Raw genomic sequence first — 17142 nt, forward strand, 5'->3', positions numbered from 1 at the left:
GGTGGACCGGGACGGCGTCAGTAGCCGGCGTCCGCCTCGAGCCCTGCGAGCACCGCGGCGGTCCCCGACAGACCGAGGCGCGTCGCGCCCGCGTCGACCATCGCGACCGCGTCGGCGGCCGTCCGGATGCCGCCCGACGCCTTGACGCCGAGGCGCCCGCCGACGGTCTGCGCCATGAGCTCGACGGCGTGCACGGTCGCGCCACCCGCCGGGTGGAAGCCCGTCGACGTCTTCACGAAGTCGGCGCCGGCCCGCTCGGCCGCCTGGCAGACGGCGACGATCTGGTCGTCGGACAGCGCTGCGGACTCGATGATCACCTTGAGCACCACGTCGCCGGGCGTCGCGGCACGGACCGCCGCGATGTCGGCCTCGACGGCGTCGTACCGTCCCTCGCGCGCCGCGCCGACGTCGATGACCATGTCGACCTCGTCGGCGCCGTCCCGCACGGAGCGGGCGGCCTCGGCGGCCTTGACGTCGCTGTGGTGCTTGCCCGAGGGGAACCCGCACACCGTCGCGACGTGCAGCCCCGGAGCCGCGGACGTGTCGACCGGCAGGAACGACGGCGAGATGCAGATCGAGTAGACCCCGAGCCGGGCGGCCTCCTCGACCAGTGCCTGCACGTCGGCGACGGTCGCCTCGGGCTTGAGGAGCGTGTGGTCGACGAGCCGGGCCAGCCCGGCGGCGTCGTGCGTCGTGGTCATGCGCGGTGCCTTCCTCCCCGGGCGGCCGCGTAGGCCGGCCGGATCACGGTGTCGATGAGTGCGTCGCGGTCGTCGTGGTGGACGAACGCGTAGGCGGCCGCGGTGACGGCCACGTCCTGGAGGTCGTCGAGCGTCCAGCCCGCCTCCTGCACGAGCAGCGTGAGCTCGCGGGACAGCGTGGTGCCGGACTGCAGACGGTTGTCGGTGTTGACGGTGACCTTGAACCCGAGGCGCTTGAGACGGGTCACCGGGTGCTCGGCCACGCTCGCGGCGATGCCGGTCTGGAGGTTCGACGACGGGCAGAGCTCGAGCGGCACGCGGCGGTCACGCACCCACTGCGCGAGCGGTCCCAGCCGGTCGCCGAGGTCGTCCGTCGCGATGTCCTCCACGAGGCGCGCACCGTGCCCGAGACGGCACGCCTGCGCGACGTGCAGCGCCTGCGCCACCGACTCCAGGCCGGACCCCTCGCCCGCGTGCACGGTCGCGGGCACGTGCGCGTCGGCGAGCGCGCGGAACGCCGACGCGTGCCGCGACGGCGGGAAGCCTTCCTCGGGGCCGGCGATGTCGAACCCGACGACGCCGTCGTCGCGCCGCGCGATCGCGAGCGCCGCGATCTCGTCGGCCCGGTCCGCCTGCCGCATGGCCGACAGGAGGGTGCCGACGCGGATCGACCGGCCCTGCGCGGCGGCCTCCGCGACCCCTTCGGCGAAGCCCTGCTGGACGGCGTCGACGACCTGCTCGAGGCTCAGCCCCGCTCGCTGGTGCTGCTCGGGCGCGTACCGCGACTCCGCGTACACGACGCCGTCGGCCGCCAGGTCGAGCGCGGCCTCGCGCGCGACGCGCCGCAGCCCGTCGACGGTCTGCATGACGGCGACGGTGTGCTCGAACGTCTCGAGGTAGCGCTCGAGGCTGCCCGAGTCGGCCGACTCGACGAACCAGCGGCCGAGCTCCTCGGGGTCGGTCGTGGGCAGCGTGTGCCCGGCCTCGGCCGCGAGCTCGACGATCGTCGCGGGCCGCAGCCCGCCGTCGAGGTGGTCGTGCAGCAGGACCTTCGGGAGGCCGGGGACGAGCGCGACGAGCGACGCCGCCGCGTCGTCGTCGGCGGGGGACGCGTCGGGGGACGTCATGACGTCACCGTACCGGGGACGCCGTGACGTGCCAGGTCGCGCGGTCGGCGCCTGCGACAGCCGCTCACTCGGGGGCGTCCGGCTCGTCGTCGGCGGGCACCTCGGTGTCCTGCTCGACGACGTCGGCCTCGTCGGCGCGGCCGTCGCGGTCGGCGCGCGGGAACCCCGGGCGGTACTCCTCGGGGTCGGGCGTCTCGTCGACGGGGTCGTCGGTCAGCCGGGTCGGCGTCTCCGGAGCCACGGGTTCCAGGCCCGCGTCACGCCAGGTGTCGTCGCCGGGGACGGTGCTCATCGGTCCTCCCTCACGCTCGGCGGTCGTCTCCATCGTGCTCTGGTGGTGCCCCCGCCGCCACGCGGTCGGCGGAGGCCACCCCGGTCAGGCGGTGACGCGGTCCAGGACGAGCGGGCGCGCGTCGACGCGCGTGCCGGCCGGGGCGACGACGAGCCCGCCGTCGAGCGCCTCGCGCGCGCGGCCGAACCGTTCGGGGGTGTCGGTGTGCAGCGTGAGCAGCGGCTGCCCGGCGCGCACCTCGTCGCCGGGGCGCACGTGCAGCTCGACGCCCGCGCCCGCCTGGACCGGGTCCTCCTTGCGCGCCCGGCCCGCACCGAGCCGCCATGCGGCGATCCCGACGGCGTACGCGTCGACGGTCGTGACGACGCCGTCGGTCTCCGCGACGACCTGCTCGGTCTCGCGCGCGACGGGGAGCGGCGCGTCGGCGTCGCCGCCCTGCGCCTGGATCATGCGGCGCCAGACGTCCATCGCCCGCCCGTCGGCGAGGGCTGCGGCGGGGTCGGCGTCGGGGCGTCCCGCGGCGTCGAGCATCTCGCGCGCGAGCGCGACCGTGAGCTCGACGACGTCGGCCGGACCGCCGCCCGCGAGGACCTCGAGCGACTCGCGGACCTCGAGCGCGTTGCCCGCGGTGAGGCCGAGCGGGGTCGACATGTCGGTGAGCAGCGCGACCGTCGTGACGCCCGCGTCCGTGCCGAGCTCGACCATGGTCTGCGCGAGCTCGCGCGCGCGGGCCTCGTCCTTCATGAACGCGCCCGACCCGACCTTGACGTCGAGGACCAGCGAGCCGGTGCCCTCGGCGATCTTCTTGCTCATGATCGACGACGCGATGAGCGGGATCGCCTCGACCGTACCCGTGACGTCGCGCAGCGCGTACAGCTTGCGGTCGGCGGGCGCGAGGCCCGAACCCGCCTGGCAGATGACCGCGCCGACGTCCTCGAGCTGCCGCATCGTCTCCTCGTTCGACAGCGCCGCGCGCCAGCCCGGGATCGACTCGAGCTTGTCGAGCGTGCCGCCCGTGTGGCCGAGGCCGCGCCCCGACAGCTGCGGCACCGCGACGTCGAACACCGCGACCAGCGGGGCGAGCGGCAGCGTGATCTTGTCGCCCACGCCGCCCGTCGAGTGCTTGTCCGACGTGGGCCGCGACAGCGACGAGAAGTCGAGCCGCTCGCCGCTCGCGATCATCGCCGCGGTCCAGCGCGCGATCTCCGCACGGTCCATGCCGTTGAGCAGGATCGCCATCGCGAGCGACGACATCTGCTCGTCCGCGACGACGCCGCGCGTGTACGCGTCGACGACCCAGTCGATCTGCGCGTCGGTCAGCCGGCGCCCGTCGCGCTTGGCGACGATGACGTCGACGGCGTCGAACGCCTCGGTGCTCATGAGTCGACCTCTCCCGTGTCTCCGTCGCGGGTCACGCCCGCGCCTCCAGGTCGTCCGGACCGAACGCGTCCGGCAGCACCTCGGTCATCGGCTTGATGCCGGACACCGTCTCGACGAGCAGACGGGCGCCGCCGTGCTCCCACAGCAGCTGCCGGCAGCGCCCGCACGGCATGAGCACGTTGCCGTGCCCGTCGACGCACGTGAACGCGACGAGCCGTCCACCGCCGGAGACGTGCAGGCCGGACACGAGCGCGCACTCGGCGCACAGCGTCAGGCCGTACGACGCGTTCTCGACGTTGCACCCGACGACGACGCGGCCGTCGTCGACGAGCGCCGCGACACCGACCGGGAACTTCGAGTAGGGCACGTAGGCCCGGTGCATCGCCTCCGTCGCGGCGGCGCGCAGCGCGTCCCAGTCGATCTCGGGCGCGGGGGTGCTCATGTGGTTCTCCATCCGGCGGGCAGGAGCCCGCCTCACTTCTTGTACGGGACGCCCTCCGCGGCCGGCGGCCGCACGCGGCCCACGAGCCCGGCGACCGCGAAGATCGTCGCCAGGTAGGGCAGCATCGCGAGGATGTCGCTCGGGATCGGCGACCCGAGGTTGTTGAGCACGCGGCGCAGGGCGTCCGCGAGGCCGAAGAACAGGGACGCGGCCAGCGCGCCGGTCGGGCTCCAGCGGCCCAGGATCATCGCGGCGAGGGCGATGTACCCCTTGCCGGACGTGAGCTCCTTGGTGAACGCGAGGCCCGCCGACACGAGCGCCGCGCCGCCGAGGCCCGCGACCGCGGACCCGAGGATCGTCGAGCGCACGCGCGTGAGGTTGACCTTGATGCCGACCGTGTCGGCGGCCTTCGGGTGCTCGCCGACGGCCCGCATCCGCAGACCCCAGCGCGAGCGGAAGACCAGCACCTGGAGCAGCGCGACCGCGATGTACATGAGGTAGACGGTCAGCGGGTGGTTGAAGAGGACCGGGCCGATGATCGGGATGTCCGACAGCAGCGGGATCGGGATCGTCGGCATGCGCGGCGGCGAGTTGAGCGTCTGCGGGTTGGCGGTGAGGACCGTCGAGAACAGGTAGTTCGTCAGGCCGATGACGAGCACGTTGAGCACGACGCCGACGATGATCTGGTCGACCCAGTACCGGACGGCGAACAGCGCGAGGCACGCACCGACGAGCGCACCCGCGATCGGCGCGGCGATGAGCCCCGCGTACGCGTTGCCCGTGACGGACGCGACGACGACCGCGAGGAACGCGCCCGCGAGCAGCTGCCCCTCGATCGCGATGTTGATGACGCCCGAGCGCTCGCACAGCAGGCCGGCGAGCGCGCCGAACACGAGCGGCACGGACAGCCCGAGCGCGTTGGTCAGCAGGAGCGTGAGCGGGAGCGCGTTGTCGTTGCCCGCCATGACCCACACGAGCAGCGCGAAGAAGATCAGCACGCCGATGCCGACCCACATCCACGCCGGCACCGCGCGGCGGGCGCGGGCCCGCAGCAGCGCCAGCACCGAGAGGACGAGCGCGCCGACGGAGAGCAGCGAGGCCGTGAGGCGCGACGGCACGACGATGTCGTCGAGCTTGATCGCGTCTCCGCCGGTCGCGATGCGGAACGTCGTGTCCGCGTCCGCGCTCGTGAGGAGGCCGAACAGCACCAGGCTGAGGACCGACAGCACGATCGCGACGACGGGCCCGCGCCAGCGGACCTTGGCCTGCACGGTGTGCGCGGGCTCCGGCGCCAGCGACTCCGGCTTGTCGGGGGCGGTCATGATGCTCACGCCGCGGCCTTCTTCCTGTCGTAGCCGAAGAGCGTGGCGGCCCAGTGGATGACCGACAGCTCGCGGACCAGCGGCGGCGCCGCGATGAGGAGGACGATGACGGCCTGGATGACGAGCACCAGGTCGATCGGGGTGCCGGCCGCGGTCTGCATGAGCGGCGAGCCGGCGCGCAGCGCGCCGAACAGCAGCGCGGCGAGCACCGTGCCGAGCGGGCGCGACCGGCCGAGCAGCGCGACGGTGATCGCGTCGAAGCCGATCGACCCGGCGGACCCGGCCTGGAACGTCTTGTCGGTGCCGAGGATCTGCATCGCGCCGCCGAGGCCCGCGAGGCCACCGGCGACGAGCATGACGAGCACGAAGACCCGCTGCACCTTGATGCCGGCGGTGCGGGCCGCGTCCTGGTTGGCGCCGACGGCGCGGAACCGGAAGCCGATCGTCGACCGCTCCATGAGCCACCACACGCCGACGGCCGCGAGCAGCGCGAGCAGGAACCCGGCGTGCAGCCGGAACTGCGGGCCGAGCAGCAGCGGCATCACCGCGTTCTCGCCGACGGGGGCCGTGATGGGCCGCGTCGAGCCGGGCTGGCGCAGGATGGACGTCGTCAGCAGGTAGGAGACGAGGTACAGCGCGATCGAGTTGAGCATGATCGTGACGATGACCTCGCTGGCCCCGGTCCGGGCCTTGAGGAAGCCCGCGATCCCGGCCCAGATGCCACCCGCGACGATCGCCCCGAGGCACGCCACGACGACGTGCACGACGACCGGCAGGTCGAGCGAGAACCCGAGGTACGCGGCGGCGGCCGCCCCGACGAGCACCTGCCCCTGGGCACCGATGTTGAACAGGCCCGACCGGAAGCCGATGCCCAGACCGAGACCCGCGAGGATCAGCGGCACCGACGAGACCATCGTCTCCGTGATGGGCCGGATCTGGCGGGCGCCCGTCGCCTGGTAGTCGAAGATCGCGCCGCGGAACAGCGCGGAGTAGGTGCTGTAGATCGCGTCCCACGCGGCCGCGAAGAAGTCCTGCGGCCGGGCGAACACGTAGCCGAGCGCCTCCTGCGACGCCGCGTCGGCCGCGACGACGAGCACGGCGGCGACGCCGAGCGCGATGAGGATCGCGACGACCACGGTCGTCGTGGTCGAGTCGAGCACCTGCTGGAGGTAGCTCGGACGCTGCTGCTCGGGCTTCTGCTCGGGCGCGGGCGCCGGTGCGGGCGCGTCCTGGACGGTGGCGCTCACGCCTGCCCCTCCTCGTGCGTCGTGGGCGCCGCGGGGGCGTCCGGGTCGGGCGTGGCGGCCGACGGTCCGGCGGCGGGCGTGGCGCTCGTCGGCGCGACCGGTGCGGCACCCGTGGGCGCGACCTTCGGCGTCGCGGGCGCTGCCGCGGGCGGCGGCGGGGCGTCGCCCGCGTCCTCCGCCTCCGCGACCGCGTCGGCCTCGGACAGCGCGGTGTGGTGGCCGGCGGCCTGCTCGCGCGCCTGCTCGAGCGGCACGCCCGCCATCATGAGGCCCAGCACGTCGCGGTCGGCGGTGTGCCCGCCCTCGACGATGCCGATGATCTTGCCGCGGTACATCACCGCGATCCGGTCGGCGAGCGCGAGGACCTCGTCGAGCTCGGTCGAGACGATGACGACGGGAGTGCCGTTGTCCCGCTCGGCGACGATCCGCTTGTGCACGAACTCGATCGACCCGACGTCGAGGCCGCGCGTGGGCTGCGACGCGACGAACAGCCGCAGCGGCCGCGACATCTCGCGCGCGAGGACGACCTTCTGCTGGTTGCCGCCGGACAGCGTGCTCACCGGGTCCTGCACCGACCGCACGCGGATGTCGAACTCCTCGACGCGGTGCGCGGCGTTCTCCGCGACGCGCGCGGGGCTCAGCGACCCGGCGCGCGCGAACGGCTCGGACCGGTGCATGTCGAGGATGAGGTTCTCCGCGATGGAGAACGACGAGATGAGGCCGTCGGTGCTGCGGTCCTCGGGCACGAACCCGACGCCCGCCTCGATGACCTCGTGCACCTGGCGGCCGGCGAGGTCGACGCCGTCGAGCAGCAGCTGCCCGGCGGTCGGGGCCGCGAGACCCAGGATCGTCTCGGTGAGCTCGGTCTGGCCGTTGCCCTGGACGCCCGCGATCGCGAGGATCTCGCCGCGGTGGACGTCGAACGAGACGCCGTCGACGACGGCGTTGCCGTGCACGTCGAGGACCGTGAGGTCGCGGACCTGGAAGGTGGGCTCGCCGGGCTCCGCGGTGGCCTTGTCGACGGCCAGCGTGACGGAGCGGCCGACCATGAGGGAGGCGAGCTCGACCTCGGTCGACGTGGGGCTCGCGGTGCCGACCACCTTGCCGCGCCGGATGACGCTGATGGTGTCGGCGACGGCGCGGACCTCGCGCAGCTTGTGCGTGATGAAGACGATGGAGGTGCCGGCCTCCTTGAGCTGCCGCATGATCCCGATGAGCTCGTCGGTCTCCTGCGGCGTGAGCACCGCGGTGGGCTCGTCGAGGATCAGCACCTGCGCGTCACGCGAGAGGGCCTTGATGATCTCGACGCGCTGCTGCACGCCGACCGGGAGGTCCTCGACGAGTGCATCGGGGTCGACGTCGAACCCGAACCGGTCGGAGATCTCCTTGACCCGTCGCCGCGCCTCGGCGAGGTCGATGAGGGTGCCGCCGACGACGGGCTCGTGCCCGAGGACGACGTTCTCGGCGACCGTGAACACGGGGATGAGCATGAAGTGCTGGTGCACCATGCCGATGCCCGCGGCCATCGCGTCGCCCGGTCCGGAGAACGTCCGCGGCGCGCCGTCGACGACGATCTGTCCCGCGTCGGGCTGGTACAGCCCGTAGAGGACGTTCATCATCGTCGACTTGCCGGCGCCGTTCTCGCCGAGCAGCGCGTGGATCTCCCCCGGTGCGAACGTCAGGTTGATGTTGTCGTTCGCCACGAGCGTCCCGAAGCGCTTCGTGATGCCCTGCAGCTCGAGCCTCACCTCGTGCCCGCCTTTCCCCACGTCCTCGTGAGCCGACAGTAGAACCAGCGTGCCGTCGACGCACCGATGGCCCGGGGCGCGTCGCCCCGGGCCATCGGTGCGCTCGTCAGGCCGCGGTCAGGAGACCGCGTTGGCCGACGGCGAGTCGACGACGAGGTCGCCGTCGATGATCTGCTGGCGCAGCTCGTCGATCTTGGACGCGAGCTCGGCCGGGACCTTCGACTCCCAGTCGTGGAACGGCGCGATGTCGACGCCGCCGTTCTCGAGCGTGCCGACGTACGGGTCGGACGAGAACTCACCGTCGACGGACGACTTGATCGTCTCGAACACGGCCGTCTGGATCTGCTTCATGACGGACGTGAGGATGAGGCCCTTGTACTGCTCGTTGGCCGGCTGCAGGTAGCCGTCCGAGTCGACCCAGATGACCGCGGTGCCCTCGGCCTGGCTGGCCGCGTTGAGCGCGCCGGAGCCGACGGGGCCGGCGACGGGCAGGATGACGTCCGCGCCGTCGTTGATGAACTGCTCGGTCGTGGTGCGCCCGGCCTCGGTGTCGGAGAAGTTGCCGATCATCGAGCCGTTCTGCGCGGCCTTGTCCCAGCCGACGACGGTCGTCGCGGTGCCGGTCTCCTCCGCGTAGGCGGCGGCGCCGTCGGCGAAGCCGTCCATGAAGATGGTGACCGACGGGAACGGCTGGCCGCCGAAGGTCGCGACCTTGTGGGTCTGCGAGACGCCCGCGGCGAGGTAGCCGGCGAGGTACGCGGCCTCCTGCGTGTTGAACAGCAGGGGCTTGGCGTTGTCGAGCGTCACCGGGTTGAAGTCCGCGTCGGAGAACGCGGAGTCGACGAGGGCGAACTCGATGTCGGGGTTCGCCTCGGCACCGGCCTGGATGGCGTCCTCGAGCGCGAAGCCGACGCCGATGATGAGGTTGCAGCCCTGCTGGACCATCGAGTCGACGTTGGTCGTGTACTGGCCCGGGTCGGTCGACTCGGCCGTCTTGGTCTCGATGCCGAGCTCGTCCTTGGCCTGCTCGAGGCCCTTGAAGCCGGACTCGTTGAACGAGGCGTCGTCGAAGCCGCCCTCGTCGGACACCATGCAGGCGGTGAAGTCGACGGTCGCCGACGTCTCGTCGCCGCCGGAGGTCTCGTTCGTGTCCTCGGGTGCGCTGCCACAGGCCGCGAGGGCGAGGGCGACGGCGCCGCCGAGCGCCGCCACACGGATGATCTTCTTCACGCGATTCTCCTGGTCTCGTCAGCCGACTGCCGGACGGCAGGTGGCCGTCGCCGGGACGGTGTCTGCCGGCGTCGATGCTTCGGACAGTAGTGAGCGTGGCGTGTCGCGCTTGTTACCAGGCGGTATCCGTCGAGGATCCGTTACCTAGTTGGAATGTCCGCCCAGGTGACGGACGGGGCATCTCGCCAGGAGAGACGGGCGACCCGGACATCGGACGCCTGTCCGGCGACCTGCGGCGTCAGGCCCGTCCCGCGAGCAGCGCGGCCCTGGCCAGCAGCAGCGCACCGGCCTCGACCGCGCGCTCGTCGACGCGCAGGTCGCCCTGGTGGATGTCGTACGTCCGCCCGCCCGGGGTGCGCGTGCCGAGCCGCGCCATCGCGCCCGGCACCTTCGTCAGGTACCAGGCGAAGTCCTCACCGCCGAGCGACTGCTCGGTCAGGAGCACCGCGTCGGGGCCGAGGACGTCACGCGCGGCCGCCTCCAGCACCCCCGTCGAGCGCTCCTCGTTCTCGACCGGCGGGACACCGCGGTGGTGGCGCACCTCCGCCTCGAGCCCGAGCGGCGCGACGACCTGCTCGACCGCGTGGTGGAACACGTCCGACGCCTTCTCCCACGCGCGCACGTCGAGGCAGCGCAGCGTGCCGCGCACCGTCCCCGACGCGGGGATCGCGTTGTGGGCGGTGCCCGCGTGCACCTCGCCCCAGGTGAGGTTGACCCCCGAGCGCGGGTCGAGCCGGCGCCCCAGGATCGCCGGGACCTGCGTGATGACCTGACCGAGCGCGAACACGAGGTCGCCCGTGAGGTGCGGGCGCGACGTGTGCCCGCCCGCGCCGGTGAGGACCACGGTGACCTCGTCGCTCGCCGACGTGATCGGGCCGATGCGCGTGCCCACCTGGCCGACGTCGACCTTCGGGTCGCAGTGGATGCCGAAGATCTGCGCGACGCCGTCGAGGCCGCCCGCGTTGATCACGTCGATCGCGCCGCCCGGCTGGACCTCCTCAGCGGGCTGGAACACCAGCCGCACGCCGGTCGCGAGGTCGCCCGAGGCGGCGAGCTCCGCGAGCGCCAGGCCCGCGCCCAGCACGGCCGTCGTGTGCACGTCGTGGCCGCACGCGTGCGCGACGCCGCGGTTCCTCGACGCCCACGGCAGGCCGCACGCGTCCGCGACCGGCAGCCCGTCGAGATCGGCGCGCAGCGCGACCCGGCGCCGCCCCGACGCCGCGGGTGACGGGCCGATGTCGCACACGAGCCCCGAGCCGGGCAGGAGGTGCGGCGACAGCCCCGCGAGGCGCAGGCGCTCCACGACCACGCGCGTCGTGCGCTCCTCGGTGCGCCCGAGCTCCGGGTGCGCGTGCAGGTCGCGGCGGATCTCGACGAGCTCGTCCCGCAGGGTGTCGAGCAGGGCCGCGAGCCGCACCACCTGCGGGTCGGCCGAGCGACCGGGCACGTCGAGCGCCGGGACGAGCGTGGGGGCGGAGGTGGACGTGTCGGGCACGCTCTCGACCTTAGCCCGCACGCCGCGCACCGGCCCCGGCGTCCACGGACCACCCCCGTGCCCGGCAGCGGCGGGTCCCCGCGCAGGTCAGCGCGGGGGGCTGGCAGGCGCCCGACGGCCGACGCGAGGTCGACCCGCACACGTCAGCGTCACCGGACGCGCGCCCCCGCTCGTCAGAGCAGGTCGTCGCGGCCGCGCTCGCGCCACCCGTCGACGGCCGACTTCACCGACTGCGCGTGGGCGCGCGTCGTGACGAGCACCGCGTCGGGGGTGTCGACGACGACCGCGTCCGCGAGCCCGACGACCGTCACGGTCCGGCCGCCCGACGCGACCACGAGCGCGTCCGGTGCGTCCACGCGCAGCACGGTCGTGTCGTCGCCGAGCGTGGGGCTCGTGAGGAGCCCGCCGAGGGACTCGAAGTCGCCCACGTCGTCCCACGTGAAGTCCCCCGGGACGACGGCGACGCCGCCCGCCGCCGCGACCGGCTCGGCGATGGCGTGGTCGATCGCGATCCTGGTCAGCGTCGGCCACACCCGCTCGAGGACCGCGTCCCGGTCGGGGCCGTCCCACGCCGCCGCGATCTCGGACAGACCGGCGGCGAGCGTCGGGATCTGGGCCGCGAGGTGGTCGAGCAGCACGCGCGCACGCACGACGAACATGCCGGCGTTCCAGCGGTACTCGCCCGTGGCGAGGTAGGCGGTCGCCGTCTCCTCGTCGGGCTTCTCGGTGAAACCGCGGACGTGCCGCGCGCTGGGCGCGTCCGCGAGGCCGAGCGGCTCGCCCGACCGCACGTAGCCGAACGCGGTCGACGGTCCCGTCGCGCGGATGCCGACCGTCACGACGTAGCCCGCGCGCGCCGCGACGACGGCCTCGCGCACCGCGCGCTCGAACGCCTCCGTGCCGCTGATCACGTGGTCGGCCGCGAACGAGCCGAGCACGACGTCCTCGCCGTGCCGCTCCAGCAGCACGGCCGCCGCGAGCCCGATCGCCGCCATCGAGTCGCGCGGCGACGGCTCGGCCAGCAGCCGGCGGGGGGCGCCGTCGGGACCGTCGAGCAGGGCCGGGACCTGCGCGGCCACGGCGTCGGCGTGCCGGTGGCCCGTGACGACCAGCACGCCGTCGTCGCCCACCAGCGGGACGAGCCGGTCGACCGTCGCCTGCAGCAGCGTCCGGCCCGAGCCCGTGAGGTCGTGCAGGAACTTGGGGTGACCGGCCCGCGACAGCGGCCAGAGCCGCGTGCCCGCACCCCCGGCGGGGACGACCGCGTGGAAGCCCGGGACCGGGCCCTGCGCAGGGAGGAGCGAGGACGTGGACGCGGTCGACATGCCGCTCAGGCTAGCGGCGCGGGCCACGGCACCGACCCGGTGTGGAGTTGCTCACAAACGGCCCTCCGCACGGGACCAAGGGCCCGGCCCGGCGGAGAGTGACGAGCACGTGTCTATACAGTGAGACCGACAGGCACGGCAGGGTCAGGGACGTCCCCGCCGTGGCCCACCCCTGACTCGCCAGGAGGCCCCCCAGTGCCCGCAGCGCCTGCCAAAGCGCCGGCTGGAACGCTCTACCGAGGGCGCGAAGGCATGTGGTCGTGGGTCGCGCACCGCGTGACCGGCGTCGCGATCTTCTTCTTCCTGCTCGTGCACGTGCTCGACACGTCGCTCGTGCGGGTGTCGCCCGAGGCGTACAACGAGGTCATCGCGACCTACAAGAACCCGATCATGGGCCTCGGTGAGGCGGGGCTCGTCGCCGCGATCGTGTTCCACGCCTTCAACGGCATCCGGATCATCCTGGTCGACTTCTGGTCCAAGGGCACGAAGTACCAGCGCGTGATGCTGTGGGTCGTGCTCGGCCTGTTCGTCGTGACGATGGCCGGCTTCCTGCCCCGTCACCTCATGCACGTCTTCGGAGGTGAGTGATGAGCCTCGTCGCCGACCCCAAGGCCCCGCGTCCCCCCAAGGCGGGCCCCGGCCGTCGCACCACGCGCGGTAACACCGAGCTCTACGGCTGGGTGTTCATGCGCGCGTCGGGCGTCCTGCTCGTCGTGCTGATCTTCGGGCACCTGTTCGTCAACCTCGTCGCCGGCGAGGGCGTCACGGCGATCGACTTCGGGTTCGTCGCCGGCAAGTGGGCGTCGCCGTTCTGGCAGGTCTGGGACCTGCTCATGCTGTGGCTCGCGATGATCCACGGCACCAACGGCATGCGGACGATCGTCAACGACTACGCCGAGAAGGACACGACGCGCCTGGTCCTCAAGGGCCTGCTCTACTTCGCGTTCGTCCTCGTGGTCGTGCTCGGGACGCTGGTCATCTTCACGTTCGACCCCTGCCCGACGGGCAGCCCGGCGGACCTGCTCCCCTCGTTCTGCACGGCCTGACGCCGACGTCGGACCACCCCACCCGCCAGACTCGCCAGCAGGAAGGCATCGCCACCGATGCAGACCCACCAGTACGACGTCGTCATCGTCGGCGCGGGCGGCGCCGGCATGCGCGCGGCCCTCGAGTCGTCGACCCGCGTGCGCACCGCCGTCATCTCCAAGCTCTACCCGACGCGCTCCCACACGGGCGCCGCGCAGGGCGGCATGTGCGCCGCGCTCGCGAACGTCGAGGAGGACAACTGGGAGTGGCACACGTTCGACACCGTCAAGGGCGGTGACTACCTCGTCGACCAGGACGCCGCCGAGGTCATGGCCAAGGAGGCCATCGACGCGGTCCTCGACCTGGAGAAGATGGGCCTGCCGTTCAACCGGACGCCCGAGGGCAAGATCGACCAGCGCCGGTTCGGCGGCCACACGCGCAACCACGGCGAGGCGGCCGTGCGCCGGTCCTGCTACGCCGCGGACCGCACCGGCCACATGATCCTTCAGACGCTCTACCAGCAGTGCGTGAAGAACGACGTCGAGTTCTTCAACGAGTTCTACGTGCTCGACCTGCTCGTGGACCACGACCTCGCCGCGGGGCACGTGCCCGACGGCGAGGAGGTCAACGTCTCGGGCGTCGTCGCCTACGAGCTCGCGACCGGCGAGATCCACGTCTTCCGGGCCAAGTCCGTCGTCCTCGCGACCGGCGGCGCCGGCAAGATCTTCAAGACGACCTCGAACGCGCACACGCTCACGGGCGACGGCATGGCGCTCGCCTACCGCCGCGGCATCCCGCTCGAGGACATGGAGTTCTTCCAGTTCCACCCGACGGGCCTCGCCGGCCTCGGCATCCTGCTCTCGGAGGCCGCGCGTGGTGAGGGCGGCATCCTGCGCAACGCGCAGGGCGAGCGCTTCATGGAGCGCTACGCGCCCACCATCAAGGACCTCGCGCCGCGCGACATCGTCGCCCGCTCCATGGCGAACGAGGTCCGCGAGGGCCGCGGCGCCGGTCCGAACAAGGACTACGTGCTGCTCGACCTCACGCACCTCGAGCCCGCGCACATCGACGCCAAGCTGCCGGACATCACCGAGTTCGCGCGCACCTACCTCGGCGTCGAGCCGTACACCGAGCCCGTGCCCGTCTACCCCACCGCGCACTACGCGATGGGTGGCGTCCCGACGAACATCGAGGGCGAGGTCCTGCGCAACGCGACCGACGTGATCCGCGGCCTCTACGCCGCGGGCGAGGTCGCGTGCGTGTCCGTGCACGGCTCGAACCGCCTGGGCACCAACTCGCTGCTCGACATCAACGTCTTCGGCAAGCGCGCCGGCATCAGCGCCGCGCACTACGCCGCGGGCGCGCAGTGGGTCGAGCTGCCCGAGAACCCGGCCGCGACCGTCGAGGCCGAGCTCGAGACCATCCGGACGCGCGGCGACGGCGAGCGGGTGGCCGACATCCGCCGCGCGCTCCAGGAGACGATGGACGCCAACGCCCAGGTGTTCCGCACCGAGGAGTCGCTCGAGCAGGCGCTGTCCGACCTGCGGGAGCTGCGCAAGCGGTTCGCGTCGGTGAGCGTCCAGGACAAGAGCCGCACGTTCAACACCGACCTCCTCGAGGCCGTCGAGCTGGGCTTCCTGCTCGACATCGCCGAGACCGTGGTCGTCGGCGCGCTCAACCGCAAGGAGTCGCGCGGCGGGCACTTCCGGGAGGACTACCCGGACCGCGACGACAAGGGCTACATGCAGCACACCATGGCGTACCGCCGGCCGCTGCCGACCAAGGGTCACCGCCTGTGGGGCAGCGACTCCGACGGCGACCACAAGGGGTCGTTCGCGCACACGACCGTGTTCGACGACTACCAGGTGGTGCTCGGCTCCAAGCCCGTCACCGTCACCCGCTACCAGCCGATGGAGCGCAAGTACTGATGACTGCCACGCTCGACGCCACCCCCGAGGTCGGGGCCGTGCCCTCGTTCGAGGTCACGCTCAAGGTCATGCGCTACCTGCCGTCCGACGACGGCGCCACGCCGGTCCCCCACTGGGACGAGTTCCGCGTGCAGGCCCACGGCACCGACCGCGTGCTCGACGCCCTGCACAAGGTCAAGTGGGAGCAGGACGGCTCGCTCACGTTCCGCCGCTCGTGCGCGCACGGCGTGTGCGGCTCCGACGCCATGCGCATCAACGGCAAGAACCGCCTCGCGTGCAAGACGCTGCTCAAGGACCTCGACCCGTCCAAGCCGATCACCGTCGAGCCCATCAAGGGCCTGCCGGTCGTCAAGGACCTCGTCGTCGACATGGAGCCGTTCTTCGCGTCGTACCGCGAGATCATGCCGTTCCTCGTCACGACCGGCACCGAGCCGACCAAGGAGCGCCGGCAGTCCGCCGAGCAGCGCGAGCGGTTCGACGACACCACCAAGTGCATCCTGTGCGCCGCGTGCACGTCGTCCTGCCCGGTGTTCTGGACCGACGGGCAGTACTTCGGCCCCGCCGCGATCGTCAACGCGCACCGCTTCATCTTCGACAGCCGCGACGAGGGCGGCGCGCAGCGCCTCGAGATCCTCAACGACAAGGAGGGCGTGTGGCGCTGCCGCACGACCTTCAACTGCACCGAGGCGTGCCCGCGCGGCATCGAGATCACGAAGGCGATCCAGGAGGTCAAGCGCGCGATGATCACGCGCGCCTTCTGACGCCACCCGCTCCACCGCGAGGCCGTCCCGTCCGTCGGGGCGGCCTCGCGTCGTCCCGGGACCGCGGTCCCTCGACGGCCCGTGGACGCGGTGCTTGGCTGGTCGGATGAACGCCGAGTGGCACGACGCGCACGTCCTGGGCCAGGGCGCGCCGATGGACGCGCGCGTCGCCTGGCACCTCGCCCACGTGCAGGAGTGCGGGTGCCGCGACATCCCCCGCACGGTCCGCGAGGAGCTCGAGCGGCGCGGCGTCGAGGTCCCGGAACGCGCGGCGCGCTGACCGGCCCGTCCCGTACGGTGTCGGTCGTGCTCACCCCCGACGCCACCGCAGCGCCCGGCCCCGGGCCCGACGAGGTCGAGGTCCCGCTCGAGGGCGGCAACGTCGGCGGTGCGGTGCGCGTCGGCGACACCGTCCGCCGCCCGACCGGCCCGTGGACCCCCGCCGTGCACAAGCTGCTCGACTTCCTCGCGACGACGGACCTGCCGCACGTCCCGCGCGTGCTCGGCACCGACCACCAGGGCCGCGAGGTCCTCACCTACCTCCCGGGCCGGGTCGTGCCGATCGGCGTGGAGCCGCTCACCGACGGCCAGGTGCGGTCGGCGATGCGGTGGCTGCGGCACTTCCACGACGTCGTGGCCGACTTCCCGCGCGACAGCCGTCGCTGGCGGTTCGTCGAGCGCGCGCTGGAGCCGGGCGAGATCGTGTGCCACCACGACTCGGCGATGTACAACATGACCTTCGACGGCGACGAGCTCGCGGGCGTCTTCGACTGGGACGTCGCCGGTCCCGGGCGCCCGATCGACGACCTCGCGATCTTCGCGTGGAACGGGCCGCTGCTGTTCCCCGACCGTGACCACTCCGCGTCCGCGCACGGACTGCGTGTCATGGCGGACGCCTACGGCGACGTCGACCCGGCCGCGATCCTCGACCACGTCCCCGTGCGCATGACGGACGCCTCCGACCGGATCGAGGAGGGCCAGCGGCGCGGCGACCCCGGGATGCTGCGCCTGGGCGAGGTCGGCGAGCCGACGTCGACGCGGGCCCGGACCACCACGCTGCTCGCGCACACGCCCGCGATCCGCGCGCTGCTCTGAGCCCCGCGCCGTCACACGCGTTC

The 17142-nt window shown here is 72.8% G+C and carries 17 protein-coding genes; 6 read left to right on the forward strand and 11 right to left on the reverse strand.

Going from position 1 to position 17142, the window contains the following annotated elements:
• Nucleotides 1–17: 17 nt before the first annotated feature.
• The 11 genes from deoC to OOT42_RS15300 form a co-directional block, all read right to left on the reverse strand.
• Nucleotides 18–701 carry a deoxyribose-phosphate aldolase gene (gene deoC / locus OOT42_RS15250; RefSeq protein ID WP_273652025.1) on the reverse strand — a complete coding sequence of 228 codons (684 nt, stop codon included), beginning with the start codon at nt 699–701 and terminating at the stop codon, nt 18–20.
• Nucleotides 698–1828: an adenosine deaminase gene (locus OOT42_RS15255; protein WP_273652026.1), complete on the reverse strand. Its 1131-nt coding sequence runs from the start codon at nt 1826–1828 to the stop codon at nt 698–700. The genes deoC and OOT42_RS15255 overlap by 4 nt, the downstream gene beginning before the upstream one ends.
• 64 nt (nt 1829–1892) lie before the next feature.
• Complete coding sequence (locus OOT42_RS15260; RefSeq protein ID WP_273652027.1) at nt 1893–2120, reverse strand: hypothetical protein; 228 nt, start codon at nt 2118–2120, stop codon at nt 1893–1895.
• Between the two features lie 84 nt (nt 2121–2204).
• Nucleotides 2205–3500, reverse strand: a complete 1296-nt coding sequence (locus tag OOT42_RS15265; protein ID WP_273652028.1) for a thymidine phosphorylase — start codon at nt 3498–3500, stop codon at nt 2205–2207.
• Nucleotides 3501–3531: 31 nt separating this feature from the next.
• Nucleotides 3532–3942, reverse strand: coding sequence for a cytidine deaminase (locus OOT42_RS15270; protein WP_168677680.1), 411 nt, complete (start codon nt 3940–3942; stop codon nt 3532–3534).
• A gap of 32 nt (nt 3943–3974) precedes the next feature.
• Nucleotides 3975–5264, reverse strand: a complete 1290-nt coding sequence (locus tag OOT42_RS15275; protein WP_273654858.1) for an ABC transporter permease — start codon at nt 5262–5264, stop codon at nt 3975–3977.
• A 5-nt stretch (nt 5265–5269) separates the two neighbouring features.
• On the reverse strand, nt 5270–6511 hold the full coding sequence (locus OOT42_RS15280; protein WP_273652029.1) for an ABC transporter permease: 1242 nt from the start codon (nt 6509–6511) through the stop codon (nt 5270–5272).
• Entirely contained in the window at nt 6508–8259 is a 1752-nt protein-coding gene (locus tag OOT42_RS15285; protein ID WP_273652030.1) for an ABC transporter ATP-binding protein, read from the reverse strand. The genes OOT42_RS15280 and OOT42_RS15285 overlap by 4 nt, the downstream gene beginning before the upstream one ends.
• 117 nt (nt 8260–8376) lie before the next feature.
• Nucleotides 8377–9489, reverse strand: a complete 1113-nt coding sequence (locus OOT42_RS15290; protein WP_273652031.1) for a BMP family lipoprotein — start codon at nt 9487–9489, stop codon at nt 8377–8379.
• Nucleotides 9490–9727: 238 nt separating this feature from the next.
• The gene (locus OOT42_RS15295; RefSeq protein ID WP_423775909.1) at nt 9728–10984 is read right to left on the reverse strand and encodes an amidohydrolase; all 1257 of its coding nucleotides are present in this window, start codon (nt 10982–10984) and stop codon (nt 9728–9730) included.
• Between the two features lie 173 nt (nt 10985–11157).
• Nucleotides 11158–12309, reverse strand: coding sequence for a mannose-1-phosphate guanylyltransferase (locus OOT42_RS15300; RefSeq protein ID WP_273652032.1), 1152 nt, complete (start codon nt 12307–12309; stop codon nt 11158–11160).
• A gap of 252 nt (nt 12310–12561) precedes the next feature.
• Between OOT42_RS15300 and sdhC the strand changes: the two genes are divergently transcribed.
• From sdhC to OOT42_RS15330, 6 genes are all read left to right on the forward strand, one after another.
• Nucleotides 12562–12897 carry a succinate dehydrogenase, cytochrome b556 subunit gene (gene sdhC / locus OOT42_RS15305; RefSeq protein WP_225916297.1) on the forward strand — a complete coding sequence of 112 codons (336 nt, stop codon included), beginning with the start codon at nt 12562–12564 and terminating at the stop codon, nt 12895–12897.
• Entirely contained in the window at nt 12897–13355 is a 459-nt protein-coding gene (sdhD, locus tag OOT42_RS15310; protein ID WP_124343724.1) for a succinate dehydrogenase, hydrophobic membrane anchor protein, read from the forward strand. Before sdhC ends, sdhD begins: the two co-directional genes overlap by 1 nt.
• A gap of 57 nt (nt 13356–13412) precedes the next feature.
• Nucleotides 13413–15263 (forward strand): succinate dehydrogenase flavoprotein subunit, encoded by a 1851-nt coding sequence (gene sdhA / locus OOT42_RS15315; protein WP_273652033.1) that lies wholly within the window; start codon nt 13413–13415, stop codon nt 15261–15263.
• Entirely contained in the window at nt 15263–16024 is a 762-nt protein-coding gene (locus OOT42_RS15320; RefSeq protein ID WP_273652034.1) for a succinate dehydrogenase iron-sulfur subunit, read from the forward strand. Before sdhA ends, OOT42_RS15320 begins: the two co-directional genes overlap by 1 nt.
• A gap of 106 nt (nt 16025–16130) precedes the next feature.
• On the forward strand, nt 16131–16304 hold the full coding sequence (locus tag OOT42_RS15325) for a hypothetical protein (RefSeq protein ID WP_273652035.1): 174 nt from the start codon (nt 16131–16133) through the stop codon (nt 16302–16304).
• A 26-nt stretch (nt 16305–16330) separates the two neighbouring features.
• Nucleotides 16331–17119: a phosphotransferase gene (locus OOT42_RS15330; protein WP_273652036.1), complete on the forward strand. Its 789-nt coding sequence runs from the start codon at nt 16331–16333 to the stop codon at nt 17117–17119.
• Nucleotides 17120–17142 lie beyond the last annotated feature (23 nt).

This window comes from Cellulomonas fimi (assembly GCF_028583725.1).
Lineage (GTDB): Bacteria > Actinomycetota > Actinomycetes > Actinomycetales > Cellulomonadaceae > Cellulomonas > Cellulomonas fimi_B.

Coding starts and splice junctions, on each gene's coding strand:
- OOT42_RS15260 (WP_273652027.1), bottom strand. CDS start 2,120: ATGAGCACCGTCCCCGGCGACGACACCTGGCGTGACGCGGGCCTGGAA.
- sdhA (WP_273652033.1), top strand. CDS start 13,413: ATGCAGACCCACCAGTACGACGTCGTCATCGTCGGCGCGGGCGGCGCC.
- OOT42_RS15255 (WP_273652026.1), bottom strand. CDS start 1,828: ATGACGTCCCCCGACGCGTCCCCCGCCGACGACGACGCGGCGGCGTCG.
- OOT42_RS15320 (WP_273652034.1), top strand. CDS start 15,263: ATGACTGCCACGCTCGACGCCACCCCCGAGGTCGGGGCCGTGCCCTCG.
- OOT42_RS15270 (WP_168677680.1), bottom strand. CDS start 3,942: ATGAGCACCCCCGCGCCCGAGATCGACTGGGACGCGCTGCGCGCCGCC.
- OOT42_RS15275 (WP_273654858.1), bottom strand. CDS start 5,264: ATGACCGCCCCCGACAAGCCGGAGTCGCTGGCGCCGGAGCCCGCGCAC.
- deoC (WP_273652025.1), bottom strand. CDS start 701: ATGACCACGACGCACGACGCCGCCGGGCTGGCCCGGCTCGTCGACCAC.
- OOT42_RS15265 (WP_273652028.1), bottom strand. CDS start 3,500: ATGAGCACCGAGGCGTTCGACGCCGTCGACGTCATCGTCGCCAAGCGC.
- sdhD (WP_124343724.1), top strand. CDS start 12,897: ATGAGCCTCGTCGCCGACCCCAAGGCCCCGCGTCCCCCCAAGGCGGGC.
- OOT42_RS15300 (WP_273652032.1), bottom strand. CDS start 12,309: ATGTCGACCGCGTCCACGTCCTCGCTCCTCCCTGCGCAGGGCCCGGTC.
- OOT42_RS15325 (WP_273652035.1), top strand. CDS start 16,131: ATGAACGCCGAGTGGCACGACGCGCACGTCCTGGGCCAGGGCGCGCCG.
- sdhC (WP_225916297.1), top strand. CDS start 12,562: ATGTGGTCGTGGGTCGCGCACCGCGTGACCGGCGTCGCGATCTTCTTC.